This window comes from Rhodanobacter sp. GW835-FHT13D09 (assembly GCF_058793995.1).
On record NZ_JBXAGL010000009.1, the window covers coordinates 26818 to 44165 of the forward strand.

General features: G+C 65.8%; 16 protein-coding genes. 12 read left to right on the plus strand and 4 right to left on the minus strand.

Going from position 1 to position 17348, the window contains the following annotated elements; all coding sequences use genetic code 11:
• Positions 1–87: 87 nt before the first annotated feature.
• The 8 genes from AC1Q5A_RS12575 (at position 88) to AC1Q5A_RS12610 (ending at position 8945) form a co-directional block, all read left to right on the plus strand.
• Positions 88–864: a slipin family protein gene (locus AC1Q5A_RS12575; RefSeq protein ID WP_492701068.1), complete on the plus strand. Its 777-nt coding sequence runs from the start codon at positions 88–90 to the stop codon at positions 862–864.
• Between the two features lie 64 nt (positions 865–928).
• On the plus strand, positions 929–1750 hold the full coding sequence (locus AC1Q5A_RS12580) for an SAM-dependent methyltransferase (RefSeq protein WP_492701070.1): 822 nt from the start codon (positions 929–931) through the stop codon (positions 1748–1750).
• A 140-nt stretch (positions 1751–1890) separates the two neighbouring features.
• Positions 1891–2157 carry a hypothetical protein gene (locus tag AC1Q5A_RS12585; protein ID WP_492701072.1) on the plus strand — a complete coding sequence of 89 codons (267 nt, stop codon included), beginning with the start codon at positions 1891–1893 and terminating at the stop codon, positions 2155–2157.
• A 92-nt stretch (positions 2158–2249) separates the two neighbouring features.
• The gene (locus AC1Q5A_RS12590; RefSeq protein WP_492701074.1) at positions 2250–2456 is read left to right on the plus strand and encodes a hypothetical protein; all 207 of its coding nucleotides are present in this window, start codon (positions 2250–2252) and stop codon (positions 2454–2456) included.
• Positions 2457–2564: 108 nt separating this feature from the next.
• Positions 2565–4349, plus strand: coding sequence for a tetratricopeptide repeat-containing diguanylate cyclase (locus tag AC1Q5A_RS12595; protein ID WP_492701076.1), 1785 nt, complete (start codon positions 2565–2567; stop codon positions 4347–4349).
• Positions 4350–4941: 592 nt separating this feature from the next.
• The gene (locus tag AC1Q5A_RS12600) at positions 4942–5247 is read left to right on the plus strand and encodes a hypothetical protein (RefSeq protein ID WP_492701078.1); all 306 of its coding nucleotides are present in this window, start codon (positions 4942–4944) and stop codon (positions 5245–5247) included.
• 52 nt (positions 5248–5299) lie between these two features.
• Positions 5300–7066, plus strand: coding sequence for a GGDEF domain-containing protein (locus tag AC1Q5A_RS12605; RefSeq protein WP_492701080.1), 1767 nt, complete (start codon positions 5300–5302; stop codon positions 7064–7066).
• Between the two features lie 199 nt (positions 7067–7265).
• Positions 7266–8945, plus strand: coding sequence for a M28 family metallopeptidase (locus AC1Q5A_RS12610; protein WP_492701082.1), 1680 nt, complete (start codon positions 7266–7268; stop codon positions 8943–8945).
• Between the two features lie 282 nt (positions 8946–9227).
• Here AC1Q5A_RS12610 and AC1Q5A_RS12615 read toward each other — a convergent pair whose 3' ends face one another.
• Both AC1Q5A_RS12615 and AC1Q5A_RS12620 read right to left on the minus strand, forming a co-directional pair.
• Entirely contained in the window at positions 9228–11537 is a 2310-nt protein-coding gene (locus AC1Q5A_RS12615) for a transferrin receptor-like dimerization domain-containing protein (RefSeq protein ID WP_492701084.1), read from the minus strand.
• Between the two features lie 81 nt (positions 11538–11618).
• Complete coding sequence (locus AC1Q5A_RS12620; RefSeq protein ID WP_492701086.1) at positions 11619–12977, minus strand: hypothetical protein; 1359 nt, start codon at positions 12975–12977, stop codon at positions 11619–11621.
• A gap of 216 nt (positions 12978–13193) precedes the next feature.
• Here AC1Q5A_RS12620 and AC1Q5A_RS12625 point away from each other — a divergent pair, with 216 nt between their 5' ends.
• The 3 genes from AC1Q5A_RS12625 (at position 13194) to AC1Q5A_RS12635 (ending at position 14728) form a co-directional block, all read left to right on the plus strand.
• Positions 13194–13961, plus strand: coding sequence for a class I SAM-dependent methyltransferase (locus tag AC1Q5A_RS12625; protein ID WP_492701087.1), 768 nt, complete (start codon positions 13194–13196; stop codon positions 13959–13961).
• Positions 13962–14042: 81 nt separating this feature from the next.
• Positions 14043–14231, plus strand: coding sequence for an oxidoreductase-like domain-containing protein (locus AC1Q5A_RS12630; RefSeq protein ID WP_492701089.1), 189 nt, complete (start codon positions 14043–14045; stop codon positions 14229–14231).
• Positions 14232–14257: 26 nt separating this feature from the next.
• Complete coding sequence (locus AC1Q5A_RS12635) at positions 14258–14728, plus strand: GNAT family N-acetyltransferase (RefSeq protein ID WP_492701091.1); 471 nt, start codon at positions 14258–14260, stop codon at positions 14726–14728.
• Positions 14729–14752: 24 nt separating this feature from the next.
• Here AC1Q5A_RS12635 and AC1Q5A_RS12640 read toward each other — a convergent pair whose 3' ends face one another.
• Positions 14753–14986 (minus strand): hypothetical protein, encoded by a 234-nt coding sequence (locus tag AC1Q5A_RS12640; protein WP_492701093.1) that lies wholly within the window; start codon positions 14984–14986, stop codon positions 14753–14755.
• 489 nt (positions 14987–15475) lie between these two features.
• A complete protein-coding gene (locus AC1Q5A_RS12645; RefSeq protein ID WP_492701095.1) occupies positions 15476–16198 on the minus strand; it encodes an rRNA pseudouridine synthase in 723 nt (240 codons plus the stop codon).
• A 104-nt stretch (positions 16199–16302) separates the two neighbouring features.
• Between AC1Q5A_RS12645 and AC1Q5A_RS12650 the strand changes: the two genes are divergently transcribed.
• On the plus strand, positions 16303–17322 hold the full coding sequence (locus AC1Q5A_RS12650) for an LLM class flavin-dependent oxidoreductase (protein WP_492701097.1): 1020 nt from the start codon (positions 16303–16305) through the stop codon (positions 17320–17322).
• Positions 17323–17348 lie beyond the last annotated feature (26 nt).

The following is a 17348-nucleotide window of genomic DNA, read 5'->3' on the forward strand; positions in this document are numbered from 1 at the left end:
CCCGCGCTGCCTTCGGATGTTCGGTTGGCGACGTGGTGGAGTGGAGCGGCGAAGGCGTCTTCAGGATTCGGTTCACGGGAGAGTGTCATGTTCGGATTCGTCGGTGTACTGATCATCCTCGGCGCGTTGCTGCTGTTCTCCGCGGTGAAGATCCTGCCGGAGTACCAGCGCGGGGTGGTCCTGACCCTGGGTCGTTACACCGGCACCAAGGGTCCCGGGCTGGTGCTGCTGGTGCCGTTCGTGCAGCGGATGATCCGGGTCGACCTGCGGGTGACCGTGATGGACGTGCCGCCGCAGGACGTGATCTCGCGCGACAACGTCTCGGTGCGGGTGAATGCGGTGGTCTACTTCCGCGTGGTGGAACCCGACAAATCCGTGCTGCAGGTGGAGAACTTCCTGCAGGCGACCAGCCAGCTGGCGCAGACCCGGCTGCGCTCGGTGCTGGGCCAGCACGAGCTGGACGAGATCCTGTCGCAGCGCGACTCGATCAACCATACCCTGCAGACGATCCTGGACGAGGCCACCGACCCGTGGGGCATCAAGGTCGCCAACGTGGAGATCAAGGATGTCGACCTCAACGAGACCATGGTGCGCGCGATCGCCCGCCAGGCCGAGGCCGAGCGCGAGCGTCGCGCCAAGGTGATCCACGCCGACGGCGAGCTGCAGGCCGCCGAGAAGCTGCGCGACGCCGCCGCGCTGCTGTCGCAGCAGCCGCAGGCGCTGCAGCTGCGCTACCTGCAGACGCTGGCCGACATGTCCAACAACGGCAAATCCTCCACCGTCGTGTTCCCGCTGCCGCTGGACCTGATCAGGCCGCTGCTGGAGGCGTTGCCGGCAAAGCCCGGTCCGGCGCCGGAGCGCTGAACTGGCGCCCCCGTCCGGGGCCGGTGAATAATGCCGTTCACCCTTGCCGAGACGAGCGACCGCCATGGATGCAGCACCTTCACCCGGAAGCCTGGTCTGCGTGGGCCTGGGCATGACCCTGGGTTCGCATCTCGGGCCGCTGGCGCGCAGCCATATCGAACAGGCGGACGTGGTGTTCGCCGGGCTCTCCGACGGCATCGTCGAGATGTGGCTGCACAAGATGCATCCGGATGTGCGCAGCCTGCAGCCGTACTACCGCGAAGGGAAGTCGCGCATGCGGACCTACCGCGAGATGGTCGAGGCGATCCTCACCGAGGTACGCGCGGGCAAGCGGGTGTGCGGGGTGTTCTACGGCCATCCCGGCGTGTTCGCCTGGGCGCCGCACAAGTCGATCGAGGTGGCTCGCAGCGAGGGCTACGCCGCGCACATGGAGCCGGGCATCTCGGCCGAGGACTGCCTCTATGCCGACCTCGGCATCGACCCTGGCCGCTACGGCTGCCAGCACTTCGAGGCCAGCCAGCTGCTGTTCTACCGGCGCCGGATCGACCCGACCGCCTACCTGGTGCTGTGGCAGGTGGGCCTGGTCGGCGACCAGTCGCTGGCACGCTTTTCCACCGGCCCGGCCTACCGCGAACTGCTGGTCGAGGTGCTGGCGCGCGACTACCCGGTCGACCACGAGATCACCATCTACCGCGGCGCTACCCTGCCGATCCAGCAGCCGCGGATCCGGTGCATCCGGCTGGGCGACCTGCCGCAGGCCGAGGTCGGCATGGAAGACACCGTGGTATTGCCGCCGGCCGGCCCGCTGCAGCCCGACATGGAAATGCGCGCGCGGCTGGACGCGCTGGACAAGGCGGAAATCAAGCCGGACACGGGTATTTTGTGAACAGGTAGGCAAGCTGCCATCGGCGCCGTCCCTAGGATGAATCGGCGCGATACGCGGCCAGTTGCCGGGAAAATGCATTGCACTCCCGGAGCCGGACGAATCGCGCCATTCCATCCATCGAACATCCGAGGAGACGCGCCATGTCGAATATCGTCGATTTTCTTGAAACCGTCGGGCAGAACGCCAGTTTGCGCTATGCCCCCGCTGGGGACATGCAGCGGATACTTGCAGGTATCCAGGTCGACCATGAAGTGCGTGATGCCGTACTGGCGAAGGACCAGGCACGGCTGACAGCACTGGTGGGTGCGACAAACGTGTGCTGCATGCTGGTCCCTGCGATGTTGCAACCGAGCCAGGATTCGGGCACGGATGAGGAATGTGGGGGTTACCACCAACGGCGTGCCTGAGACAGGACGGACTCGCTGGCGTACTGCGAATGAGGAATCTCGACTCTCCCGGGCGTGCTGTTCCAGCCGGCTTCAACCTGAGGGAGTTGCACGTGTCGGACGTCGAATTTCCCGATCGAGTTGGCCAGGATGCGCGGCTGGGCCGCGGAACAGGGGACGAATTCAAGCTTGCACTGGTTGCTGAAGGTTCTGATCCTCAAGTCCAGGAGGCCATTCGTTCCGGGAGTCAGACCCAACTGGAGGCCATGTTTGGCATGGCACCAGCCATCGGGTTTCTGGCGTTGGGCAAGGAGCGGTAGGATGATGCCGAGGGAGCTCCCGGGGCGTGACAACAACCAAGGTTCGGGGCTCTGGGGCCGCTGAGTCGTTGGGCGAGGGCAATGCATACACCCGGCAGGCGACATGGAATGCAGATTGCTGGACTTGTCCTGCTCGGGATGCTGTTTGCGGCGGGTACGGCCTTGGCTGCCGTACCCGTCGCCTCAGGCGACGTTTCGGTGTCGCTCAAGCATGCGGACAGCATCAAGTTGTCCGATCAGGGGGAGTTCCAGCGGATTCTTGATCGACTGGACCACGACAGCGCTGCGCTGACGCCGGATCAGGCCGATTACCTGCACTATCTCCAGGCATGGCAGGCCGCGTATCGCGGTGATTACCAGACCTCCGACGCCATGGTCGACCAGTTGCTGGAGAATTCCCGAGACGCCACCGTCCTTTTCCGGACCAAGGTATTGAAGGTCAATACACTGGCGGAGCGCTCGCGTTACGAAGAGGCATTCCAGCTGGAGAGCCGGCTGCTCGCCCGGTTGCCGGAAATTACCGACTCGGATGCCCGTGGGCAGGCCTTGGTCATCGCTGCTTACCTGTATGAAGAGGCGGGGCAGTACGACCTGGCGTTCGACTATGCCGACCAGGTATTCAAGGAAAGCCCCGGCCCGTACAGCTGCAAGGCCGAACACGCCAGGCTGGCCGCGCTCTACAACAGCGGCAGACTGGAAGGTATCGATGAGCAATTTCGCAAAGGCATCGAAATCTGCACGGAAGCGAAGGATCCCCTCTACAGCAACGGCATCAGGTTTTACATGGCCAGCCTGGCGCTCCAGCGCGGCCATGCCGAGGATGCCATCCGCTTGCTGGAGGGCAATTACGCCAGCGTTACCCGCAGCAATTACCAGGTGCTGATTTCCGAATTCGACGCCCTGCTGGCCGAGGCTTACATGAGTACCGGCCAGCTGGCGCAGGCGAAACGGTTCGCTCTCCAAGTCGTCGACCAGAGCACGCGCAACCAGTACGCCGAGTCGCTCAGCATCGCCTATCGCGTCCTGTACCTGATCGAAAAGCAGCAGGGCCATCTGGACCAGGCCCTCGTCTACCACGAGCAGTACATGCTGGCCAACAAAGGCTACCTGAATGCGGTGAATGCCCGGGCACTTGCCTACCAGACCGTGCAGCAACAGTTGGCTGCCAAGAAGCTGCAGATCGACACCCTGAGCAAGCAGAACGAAATCCTGCGGCTGCAGCAGAACCTCGACCGGAAAGCCACCGAGAACAGCCGGCTGTACATCATCCTGCTGGTCGCAGTGCTGGCCTTCATCGGCTTCTGGGCCTACCGCATCAAACGCTCCCAGCTGCGCTTCATGCGGCTGGCGCGGCGCGACGGCCTCACCGGCATCTTCAACCGGCAGCATTTCGTCAGTGAGGCCGAGCAGCAATTGCAGTGCTGCCGGAAGTCGGGTCGGGAGGCCTGCCTGGTGCTGATCGATCTGGATCACTTCAAGGCGGTCAACGACAACTACGGGCATGCGGTTGGCGATCGCGTTTTGAAACGCGCGGTGGCGGCTTGCCATGCGCATCTGCGTTCCACCGATATCTTCGGCCGCCTGGGTGGCGAGGAGTTCGGCATCGTGTTGCCGGAGTGCACGCTCGAGCAGGTGCTGAGCCGGGTTGAACGGATCCGGCTGGCGATCGTGGCGGTGGTCCGCGGTGATGCTGCCGACGACATTTGCGTCTCGGCCAGCTTCGGCGTGGCCAGCACCACACGTTCCGGCCACGACCTGCGCCAGTTGCTGATCCATGCCGACGATGCGCTGTACCAGGCCAAACGCGAGGGTCGCAACCGGGTCAGCGTGAGCGATGGTCGGGCAAAACCGCGTCTGGGTACCATCGGCGCGGCAACCGGGAGTGTGAAGTAATCGCTCTTCCGTTCGGCTGCCGGCATACACGCATCGGACGGCTATCGTTCTGCACGCTGCCAAAGGTCGACGCAGCCATGAAAGATACGAGGATGGCGCCACCAGCCTCACCCCAATCCAGATCGGCCACAAGGTTCGGTGCGGCTTTGCGTGCTGAAACGAGCCATTGTTGGCGCTATTTGAAAGGCCCGGTGTCGGAAGCTCCATCCGTCCGAAAGCGAGCTCGACAGAACGTTATTGCACTGGGGGGATAGTCTCCAGCGGAACGGGTGGCGATCCGGGCTTGCTGGCAACCGGCTATCCAAAACCGGTTCGTCATATGCGGCGCGAAGTGATGGTGTATTTTGGTTTGCTGGAGCAGGCCGATGTTACTGCTTGCAACGGACTAAGGGGCGGCGGCGGGGGCAAGGCTCACCGAAGCGAGTGACGGAGCGGCTCACCAGCGTGTTGCACGTGAACTTTGAAATCGCCCCGGCATTCGCTGGTTCCGTGCAAGGACTCAGGCAAGTGAAAGCTCCGGGTCTTTCATCAACGCCATCCGTCGTTCGTGACTCCAGCGGTACCGAATTATCAACAGGAAAGGGGGCAACCGATGTTCGACGTAATCGATTTTCTCCAAACTGTCGGTCAGGACGCACAGTGGCGTCGTGCTGACCCGGAGGCGCTGGCCGTCGCATTGACTGAGGCACAGATTGATCCGGAGTTGCGGGTGGCGATCCTTGCCGGGGATGAACAGGGATTGCAGGCATTGCTGGGGCGGGATCCGTTCTGCTGCCTGATCAACCCTGCCAAGCCAGATGAGGAACAGGAGGAATGTGACGGCAGCTGCGAAGAGAGTGAGGAGGAGAACGACAAGGACAAGGACAAGGAGAATGACAAGGGAAGAGGGGGAGATTAAAGGCCTGGTTCCACGATTTGTCGTTCCTGCACCTACGGCCACTGGCTGGCTCATGAACCAGGCTGGCAGATACAGACTGATGCTCCCATGTTCCGCACTTCTGTCTTGGTTTGTTTCAGGTGCGGTTGCTGCGCCTGCGCCTGTATCCAACGATCCTGCGCAATTGCTAAGACAAGCCGAAATCGCGCAGCCCTCCCGTCGCGCCGAGTTCAATGAACTCATGGGCCGACTTGATCAAATTGCGGCGCGACTCTCACCGCAACAGAGGTTGCATCAGCGTTACCTTATGGCACGGCAGGTCGCCTTTGCAGGCAACTACAAAGAAGCCCTGCCATCGTTGACAGCTGTTGCCGATCAAACCGCGGACCTTGTTCTGGCGTTTCGCGCCAGTGCCACGGTGATCGATCTTCTGGTGGCCGAGTCCCGATATGAGGAGGCTTTTGCCAGGCTCAATCCGTTGCTGGACCAGCTGCCGACCATGAAGGAAAGCAACGTCCGCATGCAGGGACTTGGTGTCGCGGCGCAGCTGAACAACGAGGCAGGCCAATACGATGTGTCCGTTCGCTATGCCGATCAAATAATCAAGGAAAGTACCGACGCCCAAGGTGCATGTCGGGGCTGGTTCTACAAGTCGGATGCGCTGTTTCAAAGTGGCGGTACACAGCTGCCCGCCGATCAGCTTCACGATGGCACGGAGGCATGCGGAAAGGCGGGCGATACACTGTTTTCACTCAGTTTCCAGCATTTGCTGGCGAGTTTTGACCTGAGGCAGGGGCGCCCCGAGTTGGCTATCCGTGTGTTGCAAGCGAGCTACCCCAGGGTGCAGCAAGCAGGCTTTCCACCTCAGCTTTCCCAGTTCGAGTCTACGTTGGCCACGGCTTACTGGAAGAGTGGCGATCTCGTCTCGGCAGCGAAATTTGCCAATGACGCCCTGGCGACGAACGCCAACAGGCAGTATTCGGAGTCGACGGCGAACGCCTATCAAGTGCTTTACGAGGTCGACAAGAAAATGGGCAACAGCAATGGCGCCCTGGCATACCTTGAAAAATACGCAGCTGCCCACGATGGCTACCAGAGCAGGCTCAGCGCGAAGGCACTCGCCTATCAGATCGTCAAGCAGCAGGTGCTGGCAAAGAAGCTGCAGATCGAGGGGCTCGACAAGAAGAACAGAATTCTCACCCTTCAGGGAGAACTGGATCGCAAGGCGGCGGAAACCAGTCGGCTGTATATCGCCCTGCTGCTATTGGTACTGGCATCGATCGTCGTATGGACCTACCGGATCAAGCGTTCGCAATTGCGCTTCATGCGGCTGGCGCGGAGGGACGGTCTCACCGGGATCTTCAACCGGCAGCACTTCGTCAACGAGGCCGAGCGGCAGTTGCGCTACTGCCGCAAATCGGCGCGCGATGTGTGCCTGGTACTGGTCGACCTGGACCACTTCAAGCTGGTCAACGACACGCACGGGCATGCGGTGGGTGATCGGGTGCTGAAGCGCGCGGTCGATGCCTGCCAGGCGCACCTGCGCTCCACTGACGTGTTCGGCCGCCTCGGCGGGGAAGAGTTCGGCATGTTGTTGTCCGAGTGCACGCGGGACAACGTGCTGGTGCGGGTCGAACAGATGCGCACGGCGATCGCCGCCGTTTCGAGCGGCAAGGGTGCGCCTGATATCCCGATCTCGGCCAGCTTCGGCGTGGCTGCCGCGGTCGACTCCGGTTATGGGTTACGACAACTGATGATCGATGCCGATCGTGCCCTGTACCGGGCCAAGCATGAGGGGCGCAACCGGGTCAGGCTTTTTGACGTGGACATGCGCAGCTGAATGTCGTGCGGGTGCACGATGCCCTGATGTCTGATGTCTGATGTCTGATGTCTGATGTCCGATGCCTGGTGATGGCGGTTGCATCATGATGGCGCCGGCCGGCCGTTGCATCTTGCGTTTGCCACTGCAGCCTGCCGCATGGACAGCGGCGCAGGTGCGCGCTACAAAGGTGGCCGATTTCATCGGTGGGAGCGTTTTGATGCGAGTGAGGAATTTTGCCCTGATGGTCGCCCTGGGCGTGGCCGCGGTTCCGCTGCAGGCGGCAACGACCGGGCCGGACACGGCGCGGGCGCCGTCGATCAACGCCGCCGATTTCGCCCGCTTCGACAGGACCCTCAGCTCCGATGCGTTCGGCGGGCGCAAACCCGGCACGATCGGCGCGCAACGCACCACCGATTTCCTGGTGGCCGAGTTCAAGCGGATGGGCCTGCAGCCGGGCAACCACGGCTCGTGGTTCCAGACCGTGCCGGCCGATTCCACGTTGCTGCTGAATACCGATGTCAGCCTGGACGTCACCGCGCGCGGCAAGCCGCTGAAGCTGGCGTACCGCACCGACATGGTGGCGCAGACCCTGCAGGCGAAAGCCGAGGTCGCGCTGAAGGATTCGCCGGTGGTGTTCCTCGGCTACGGTGCGGATGCACCCGCCTGGCACTGGAACGACTACCAGGATGTCGACGTGAAGGGCAAGACGGTGATCGTGCTGGTCAACGACCCCGGCTTTGCCAGCCGCGACCCCAAGCTGTTCAACGGCCGCGCGATGACCTGGTACGGCCGCTGGCCGTACAAGTATGCGGAGGCGGCGCTGCAGGGTGCTGCCGCCTGCTTCATCGTGCATACCAGCGACGCCGCGGCCGGTTATCCGTGGAGCGTGCTGCAGAACGGCGCGGTCGGGCCGCAGCTGAGCCTGCCGGCCAGCGTCGATCCGTCGCCGCGACTGCCGGTGGCCGGCTGGCTGACGCGCGATGCGGCGGTCCGGCTGTTCGCCGCCGCCGGCCTCGATTTCGCTGAACTCGAACAGGCCGCGGCGAAGCCGGGCTTCAAGCCGGTGCCGCTGGGCGCGACGGCCTCGATCACCCTGCGCAACAAGATCGGCCATATCGAATCGAAGAACGTGGTGGCGCTGGTCAAGGGCAGTTCCAGGCCCGACGAGGTGGTGGTCTACACCGCGCACTGGGATCATCTGGGCACCGACCCGACCCGCCAGGGCCACCAGGTCTACGCCGGCGCGATCGACAACGGCACCGGCCTGAGCATGCTGCTGCAGATCGCCGGCGCATTCGCGCACCAGGCAAAGCCGCCCGAGCGCAGCGTGCTGTTTTTCATGCCGACGCTGGAGGAATCGGGCCTGCTCGGTTCGCAGTACTACGTGGCGAAGCCGCTGTTCCCGCTGGACCGCACGGTGGCCGACATCGCCGTCGATGCATTGCCGGTCATCGGCCCCGCACGCGACATGACGGTGATCGGCAAGGGCCAGTCCGAGCTGGAGGACATGCTCGCCGGCGTGTTGCACAGGCAGGGCCGGGTGATCTCGCCGGAGAGCACGCCGGAGAACGGTTTCTACTTCCGTTCCGATCATTTCAACTTCGCGCGGGCCGGCGTGCCGGCGATGCTGGCCAGTTCGGGCCTCGACCTGCTCGAGGGCGGCAGGGCCGCCGGCCAGAAGGCGGCCGACGACTATACGGCGCACCGCTACCACACCACGAACGACGTGTTCGACCCGCACTGGAACCTGGAGGGCATCCTCGAGGATACCCAGGCGCTGTACGAACTGGGCCAGCACCTCAGCCATGCGGGCGTGTGGCCGCAGTGGTACGCCGGCAATCCGTTCAAGGCCGTGCGCGACGCCGCGATGAAGCCGGCCGCACCACCGTCAAAATGATCGGATGGGTGCGTGCATGGTGAGTTTTCCCCAGGAGTCGTGTGGCAGTCGAACGCCGCACTCTGCCAGAACGGGTGTGGGTGCGCGTAGCCCATCAGTGGGGCAGGGGTATCCGAACCGCTGGCCGTGCCGCCACGGCGACCGGCCACCACATGAGCGAGCCGTGACGACGCGCTCCTGCCGGAATCGGGCCGGAGCGCGTCTCTTCGGGTCGTGGGTCAGTGCACGGCTGCGGTATTGCTGGTGCCGCTGGTGCTTCGTGATCGAGCGTGACGCTGCGGGCTAGGACCGCTTGTCCAGCAGCGCCGTCAACTGGTCGAGCTGCGCACGGTAGCGGTCGAGCACCTCGGCGGTGAGCGCGGCGTAATGGTTGGCCTCGTCCCAGCGACGTGCCTCGATGGCCTCGCGCACGCCGGGCACGGTCTTGACGCCGTAGCCGGTGAGCATGCCCGGTGCATAGATGAAGTGCTTGAACCAGCTGCGCCCGGGCAGGCCGGCGGGATCGGTGAGGGCCTGCTCCATGCGCCCGATCAGCTGGTTCAGTTGCTGCTGCCGGGCTGCGGACAGGTCGGGGCCGGCGGCGTGTCTGGCGTAGGCCGCCTGATACGCCTGGGCGCTCTGCTGGAGCCGTTTCGCGGCCTGGTCCAGCGGAGCCAGGTCGATCGCCGGCATGTCCGAGTCGCGCGCGGGCGGAGCGACCGGGCGGGTGGGGTCGGCGTCGAGCGCGAACGCGTGGCTGTCCAGCAGCTTGTGTTGCTGCTCGGTGGCCTTGCGGGTGTCGTCGACCAGCTTGTGCAGCTCACCCACGTAGCGGTCGAACGTGTCGCTGAAGTCGCCGAAGCGCAGCGGCAGCACGCCGGCGTCGGCGGTGCGCAGCATGATGTGGCCGGCGATCTTGGCCAGCGCCACGCCGTAGCCGAAGTCAGGGTCGCCGAAGCGCGCGTAGTGGTCGAACGAGTCGTAGCGCGAGTGGTAGATGCCGGCGTCGTCGTCTTCGCCGCCGAAGCCGAGGTTCAGCGAGGCGATGCCGAGGTGTTCCAGGAAGGCGCTGTAATCGGAGCCGGAACCCAGCGCCTGGATCGGCACGTCGCCGCCTTCCGCCGCCAGCTTGGCGATGGCTTTCGTTTCGGGTTTTGCATCCTTGCTGCTGCCGTCGACCAGCATGCGCGCGCGCAGGCGCTCGCGCACGCTGACGCGGGTTTCCGGATCGGTCACACCATCGGCCACCTGGTTGACCAGATGCTGCAGCGAATGGCTGCCGCCGGCATCGAGGAAACCGCGGCCGTTGGTGTCGGAGTTGAGGTACAGCACGGCCTTCTGCTGCAGTTCCGCGGCATGCGCCTCGGCCCACTCGGTGGAACCGAGCAGGCCCGGTTCCTCGCCATCCCAGCTGGCATAGACGAGCGTGCGCTGGGGCCGCCAGCCCTGCTTGACGAGGCCGCCGATGGCCTTGGCCTCGGCCATCAGGGCGACGTTGCCGGAGAGTGGGTCCCACGCGCCGAAGGTCCAGCCGTCGTGGTGGTTGCCGCGCACGACCCACTGGTCCGGCGCGGTGGCGCCCTTGAGCATGGCGATCACGTCGTAAACCGGTTTCTGGCCCCAGTCCGACAGCACGGTCAGGTGGACCTTGCTCGCGCTCGGGCCGACGCGGTAGGTCAGCGGCAGCGCACCCCGCCAGTTGGCTGGCGCCGTCGGGCCACGCAGCGCCTGCAGCAGCGGCGTGGCGTCGGCATAGGAGATCGGCAGCACCGGAATCTTCAGGATGGTCTTCGCGTCTTTCAGTGCCAGCCGCTTCGCGCCGGGCGTGGAGCCGATGCCCGGGGTCAGCGGGTCGCCCGGATACAGCTGCATGTCGGCCACCGAGCCGCGCTGCACGCCTTGCGCCGGCCGCCAGCCGCCCTGCGGGTAGGTCTCGCCCTGTGCGTAACCGTCGTCGCGCGGGTCGGAATAGATCAGGCAGCCGATCGCGCCGTGCTCCTGCGCAAGCTTGGGCTTCAGCCCGCGCCAGCCGCCGCCGTAGCGGGTGATGACGATCTTGCCGCGCACGTCGACGCCGCGCCGCGCCAGCTCCTTGTAGTCGTCCGGCATGCCGTAGTTGACATAGACCAGCGGCGCGCTGACGTCGCCGTCGGCGCCGTAGACGTTGTACGGCGGCAGCACGCCGGCGAGGTCGGAGGTGGCATCGCCGGCGACGGCCGGTTCATGCAGCGCCGCGGTATAGGGGTTCGGCCCCAGCAGTTCCAGCGCCACTTTCTTCGGCGTGGGGTAGAGCACGCTGAACGTCTCGATGTGTGCATCCCAACCCCATTCGCGGAATTTCGCCAGCATGAATTCGGCGTTCGCCTTGTCGTGCGGAGAACCGACCTGGTTCGGCTGCGATGCCATCTGCTTGAGCCAGCCGCGCAATTCGGCCGGATCGAGCTGCGCGTCGAAGCGCTGTTCCAGGCTTTGCTGGGCAGTGGCGGCGCTGCGGCTGAAGCCGAGCATGGCGCCGTCGTCGCGATCGGCAGCAGCGGCGGTGGCGCTGGCGCTGGCGGCGGTGGCCAGCATGCAGGCCATCGCCAGCAGGGGGCGGATTCTGGGGTGTGTCATGGGTGATCTCTCGGTGGGACGATGGGGGCATGAGCAGCGGCATCGGCAGGATGACGCGGCGCATGCGTGGTGCGGGCCGTGCTAGGGCGAGGGGGCGGCGGGTGATTCCGGTACGTCGATGTTCTGCGAGAAGAGCGTCTGATCCTGCTCGTCGCTCATGGTCAGGCGATACCTGCCAGGCCGCAGATAGAGTTCGCCCGGTGTGGCTTCCATGCCGTTGAGCACGCGGTCACGTGGCGTGGCGTTCAACGGCACCGGATCGAGCACCATGCGGTCCGCCGGAATCGCGTCGTTGCCCTCGCCGGCATAGCGCGCCTCGATCAGGCACGGGTAATGGTGTTTGCAGCGCTCGCCGTTTACGAAATACGGCCGGCGCAGCTCGCCGAGAGTGAGCCAGGTTGGCCGTCCGCGCTTCATAGACTGAGGCGGGAACACCACGCTGACGTCATAGCCGGTGCGCAGCGTCCATGGCTTGCCTTCCTTGTTCACGAACACGATCGGCGCAGTCGGCTGCCATTTTTCGACGATCTGCGCGTAATAAGGATGGTCGTCATCGCCGTTCGGGTGCGGGATCAGCATGGTCTGCTCGACCGAGAGCCCGTCGATGCGGGAAAGCTTGTACAGGTGCTGGGCCATCGAGGAGCCGCCGAGGAAGAGGCCCGACTTCTGGATATGCGCGTAGCCCGCTTCGACGACCACCCGCGCCTGCGGATCCTTCGCGAACGTCGCCCGGTAGAGGTTGCGCGCCTGTTCGGTCTCGCGGGCGTCGCCGGTGGCGTCGGAGAGCGCTTCGTAGCCGATCACCTTGAAGCCGAGCTTGAGTGCGGTGCGTACCATTTCGGCGCTGATCGGTTCCTCGGTGTAGAAGCCGCTGTCGCTGGTCGGATAGCCGCGGGATTGCAGCTTGGTATCGGTCTGGTAGACGGTCTCGACGGCAAAATAATTGAACCCTTCCTGGCGCAGCCGGCTCAGCAGCTGCACCGTGAGGGTACGGGTGAGCGGGATGTTGTGTGCCTCGTTGAGATAGACCAGCCGGTAGTCGCGGGCCAGTGCCGGTATCGCTTCCAGCGCAGGTCTGGCTTGCCAGCCGCCGTCGGCCAGCGGCGCGGGGTGGTCGTCCTTCTCCAGCGGCTGCTTGATGGAAAAGCTGGCCGCTGCGTCGGGGTAGGCGCCGATGAAGGTCTGGTACCAGCTCAGGTACTGGTTGAATATCAGCCGGAACGCGGGGTTCCTGTCTGCGGCATAGGCATAGCGCATCACCTGGTAGCGGGCCAGCAGGCCCTTGCGCTGGTTGGCCTCCCGCATGATCTGCTCGGATTTCCCGGATGCGGCGAGCTGTTCCGCCTGCCACTGGCTGGTGGTCTGGGCGCGTATCGGCATGCCGCAGGGCAGCGTGGCCAGCGCCAGGCAAAACGCAAGCAGAGTCGAGCGGCTCGGCATCGGGTTCCCCGAATCGGATGTTCAGGCGGTTCGCGCCTGTTTTACCAGCGTGGGGCGGCGATGTCGCGCGACGGGGTATCGTGTCGCGTGGCAGGCGTCGCCCGGCGGCCAGCATGGATCCAGCGCCGGCCCGGCGTACCGTGCCGGACGTCACGGGGCCGGGCGTCCGATTCGGGAGCACAATGGGGTCTGGTCGGGTCTGCGGAGGAAGACGCCATGCGTCGGACGGTCCTTGCTGTACTGCTTGCTCTCGTACTCCCTGCAGCGGCGGCGGCTACGCCTCCGCACGGCGGCCCTGTTTCCGCCGCGGTGCGCAAGGCGCTCGACGACCCCGCGCGCCAGGCCGACAAGGCCGACGATGCCCGTCGCAAGGTCGCCGAAGTGATCACGTTCGCCGAGCTCGCGCCGGGCCGGAAGGTGCTGGAACTGGTGCCCGGCAGTGGCTACTGGACACGCGTGTTCAGCGCCGTCGTCGGCCCGCAGGGCCACGTCTACACCGTGTGGCCGCACGAGATGGACAAATATTCCGCAAAGAGCCTGGCGAACTGGCAGGGCCTGGTGGCCACGCCGCACTATGCGAACGTCAGCCTGCTGCAGCAGCCGGCGGCGCAATTGAGCGTGCCTGAACCGGTGGACGTGGTGTTCACCGCGCAGAACTATCACGATTACCACGACCCGTTCATGGGGCCGGTGGACATGGCCAGCTTCGACAGGCAGGTCTACGACGCGCTCAAGCCCGGAGGGGTGTTCGTGGTGATCGATCATGTGGCTCCGGCCGGCTCCGGCGTGGCCGATACCGACACGCTGCACCGCATCGATCCGGCCACGGTGAAGAAGGAAGTGGAGGCCGCCGGTTTCGTGTTCGACGGCGAGAGCCATGCCCTGCGCAACAGCGCCGACCCGCACGACGCCAAGGTGTTCGACAAGTCGATACGCGGCCATACCGACCAGTTCATCTACCGGTTCCGCAAGCCGGCGAAGTGACGCCGGCCCGCTTGAGCCGCGGAGGCTCCGGCGGCACCATCATGCAGCGGGCGGATCTGCCGCCTGCTGCATGAGACCCGGATGATCAACTCCACCGACTTCCCGGCACCCGCGGACGACCCGGCCGATCCGCTGCCGTTGCCTCCGACCGCACCGGACGCCGCCGACTGCTGCGGCGAGGGCTGCGTGCGCTGCGTCCACGATGTCTACGAAGAGGCGCTCGAACGCTACGAGGTCGCATTGGCGGCGTGGCGTGCGCGCCACCCCTGAGCCGGCCTTTTTTTGCGGGAGCAACCATGACCATCCGCTATCGCCTCGCCCGCCCGCAGGATGCACTCGCGATCGGTACGCTGGCGCGCCGGGTGACGCGACGCTGGATCCTGCCGTGGCAGCCGGCCAGCGCGGCGGGGCCGCTGCTGCGCGGCATGGGCGCCGGGATGATCCGGGGCAAGATCCTGGCCGGCCAGCGCTTTCACCTGGCGTGGCAGGACGACGGGAGCCTGGTCGGCGTGGCGGCGATGCGCGACGACTCCCACCTGTTCCAGTTCTTCGTCAGCACCCGCATGCACGGGCGCGGTATCGCGCGCCGGTTGTGGCAGCGCACGATGCGCGATGCGGTGCGTCGCGCCGGCACACGGCGCTTCACGCTGAAAGCCTCGGCCATGGCGGTGCCGGTGTACCTGCACTTTGGTTTCTTGCCCAGCGGGCCGCTGCTGGTCAGCGACACCGGCCTGGTCACCCAGCCGATGCACCTGGACCTGCGCTGACGCGGCTGTGCCGGCCGGGCCGGTTCACCCGCCCTCCCGCGTCGGGAAATGGCGGCGCAGGTCATGCTGGCAGCGCACCACGGATGCCGGGGCGAACCATTCGGGCCATGCCAGGCCAAGGTCGAGATCCTGCGCGATCCGGTCGTGCTCGCCCAGCAACTGCGCCATCGCCAGCTGGTCGGCCACGACCAGGGCCTTGCCCAGCGGCGATGCCGCGGGGCTTGCCCGGTTCCGGTATTCCGTGATGGCATCGATCACGCGCGGCGGCAATTCCCAGTGCTGCGCGGCTGTGCACGGTTCGCTGACGGCGTTGGCTTGCGGCTGCGAAAAATGCGCCGCCACATGTTCCCCATGTCCCGTGCCCCTCGTTCCGGCGCGCCGGCTCCCGGGCGCCCCGTGTCGAACTATCGGCGCCGGGCGGGAGAAGTTTAGCGAGGGGAAGAGGCCAGCGGCTTCCGTTCGCACGCGCGGCTCGCAGGCTGGCGCGCCGCGGGGCCGTATGTCATGTCCTGCGGCGGTCGCCGTGTCGTCGTGCGCAAGGCCCGGTTTACTTGTTCTTCTTCTTTTCCTGCTTGGCGGCCTTCTTTTCCTTCATGGTCTTGGCCGGCTTCTTTTTCTCGTTCTTCTTCGAGTCCATACCCTTGCTCATGCTGTTCTCCGCGGTGTGGTTGAACGGTGGCGATTCATGACACGCGGGCAAGTCTAAGCCGTTCCGGCGGCGGTTGGGCAACCTGGTGGTGCACCGGTTCAGATGCGTTCGTGCGCTGCGAGATAGCGCCATTGCCCCGGCGGCAGTTTCGCCAGCGAAATGCGGCCCACGCGCAGGCATTTCATCGCCAGCACTTCCAGGCCGACCGCGTTGCACATCGGCTCGATCCGGGTCGGCTGCAGGAGTTTGAACGCGAAGCGCAGGCGTCGTTCGCTCTGCCAGCTGACCTTGATCGGCGGCATCGCGTAGTGGTTGAAGCGCAGGCCGTGGTTGAGCAGGGCCAGCCCGTCCGGGATCGGCTCGCCGCTGACCTCGACCACGAACTCCTGCTCGACCCGCTCGATGTCCCCGGTGAGCTTGCGGACGACGCGCCAGTCCTGGGTGAGGACCAGCAGGCCGCTGGCGCTGGCCGGCAGCGGCAGCGGCATGGCGAGCCGGTGCAGGTGGCGTTTCAGCGGGCGCACGCCTGACGCGTCCTCGGCCCAGCGGGTCTGCGGCGTGACCAGTGCACGGTCGGGGTTCGGGCCGTCGCCGGCGTCGCAGCCCGGCGGCTTGTGCAGGATCAGGGTCATCGGTTCGACGGGCGCCAGTTCGGCCTGCGGGTCGAGTTCGACGTGCTGCACGTCGACCATGAACTGCGGCTCCTCCACCACGACGCCGTCCACCCGTACCCAGCCGCCCTCGATGTATTGCTCGGCTTCGCGCCGCGAGCACCCGGTCAGCGCGACGACGCGTTTGGCGAGGCGGACGGGTTCGGTCATCGGGATGCCGTGGGGCGGAGGTGGGTCATTGTAGGCGCAGGCATCGGTGGCAATTCGCCTGGCAGCCCCCACATCGTGGCGATCCATCCTGGCGAGAGTCCGACATGATCCCGTTTTCCATCCTCGACCTGGCGCCGGTCACCGAAGGCAGCGACGCCGGCCAGGCGTTCCGCAACACGCTCGACCTGGCCCGGCTGGCCGAGCGGCTCGGCTACCACCGCTACTGGCTGGCCGAGCACCACAACATGCCCGGCATCGCCAGCGCGGCGACGGCGGTGCTGATCGGCCACGTGGCCGGCGGCACCTCGACCATCCGCGTCGGTGCCGGCGGCATCATGCTGCCGAACCACGCGCCGCTGCAGGTGGCCGAAGCGTTCGGCACGCTGGCCTCGCTGTATCCGGGACGCATCGACCTGGGCCTGGGCCGCGCGCCCGGCACCGACCAGCCCACCGCGAAGGCGCTGCGTCGCTACTTCGACAGCGCCGATGCATTCCCGCAGGACGTGCTGGAACTGCTCGGCTATTTCGAGCCGGCCAGGCCCGGCCAGCCGGTGCGCGCCGTGCCCGGTGCCGGCATCGAGGTGCCGGTGTGGCTGCTCGGCTCGAGCCTGTTCAGCGCGAAGCTCTCCGCGCAGCTCGGCCTGCCGTTCGCGTTCGCCTCGCACTTCGCGCCGGATGCGATGGACGAGGCGCTCGCGCTGTACCGGCGCGATTTCCGCCCCTCGGCCAGGCTGCAGCAGCCGTATGCGATGCTGGGGCTCAACGTGGTCGCCGCCGGGAGCGACGCCGAGGCGCGGCGGCTGTTCACCACCCAGCAGCAGAGTTTCATCAACCTGCGCCGCGGCCGGCCGGGGCTGATCCCGCCGCCGATCGACGACATCGGGTCGTACTGGACGCCGCCCGAGCAGCTGATGGTGGAGCGCGCGCTGGCCTGCGCCGTGGTGGGCGACGCCGCCACCGTGCAGGAGGGCATCGCGGCCTTCGTCGCGCGGCACCGGCCGGATGAATTGCTGCTTACCGCCAACGTGTTCGAGCACGCGGCGCGACGGCATTCGTTCGAGATCGCGGCGGCGGTACGCGACCAGCTTGGCGCTCACCACGGGCCGGTCGCCAATCGGCGATAATGTAATGTTTCCCCAGACCGAAGCCC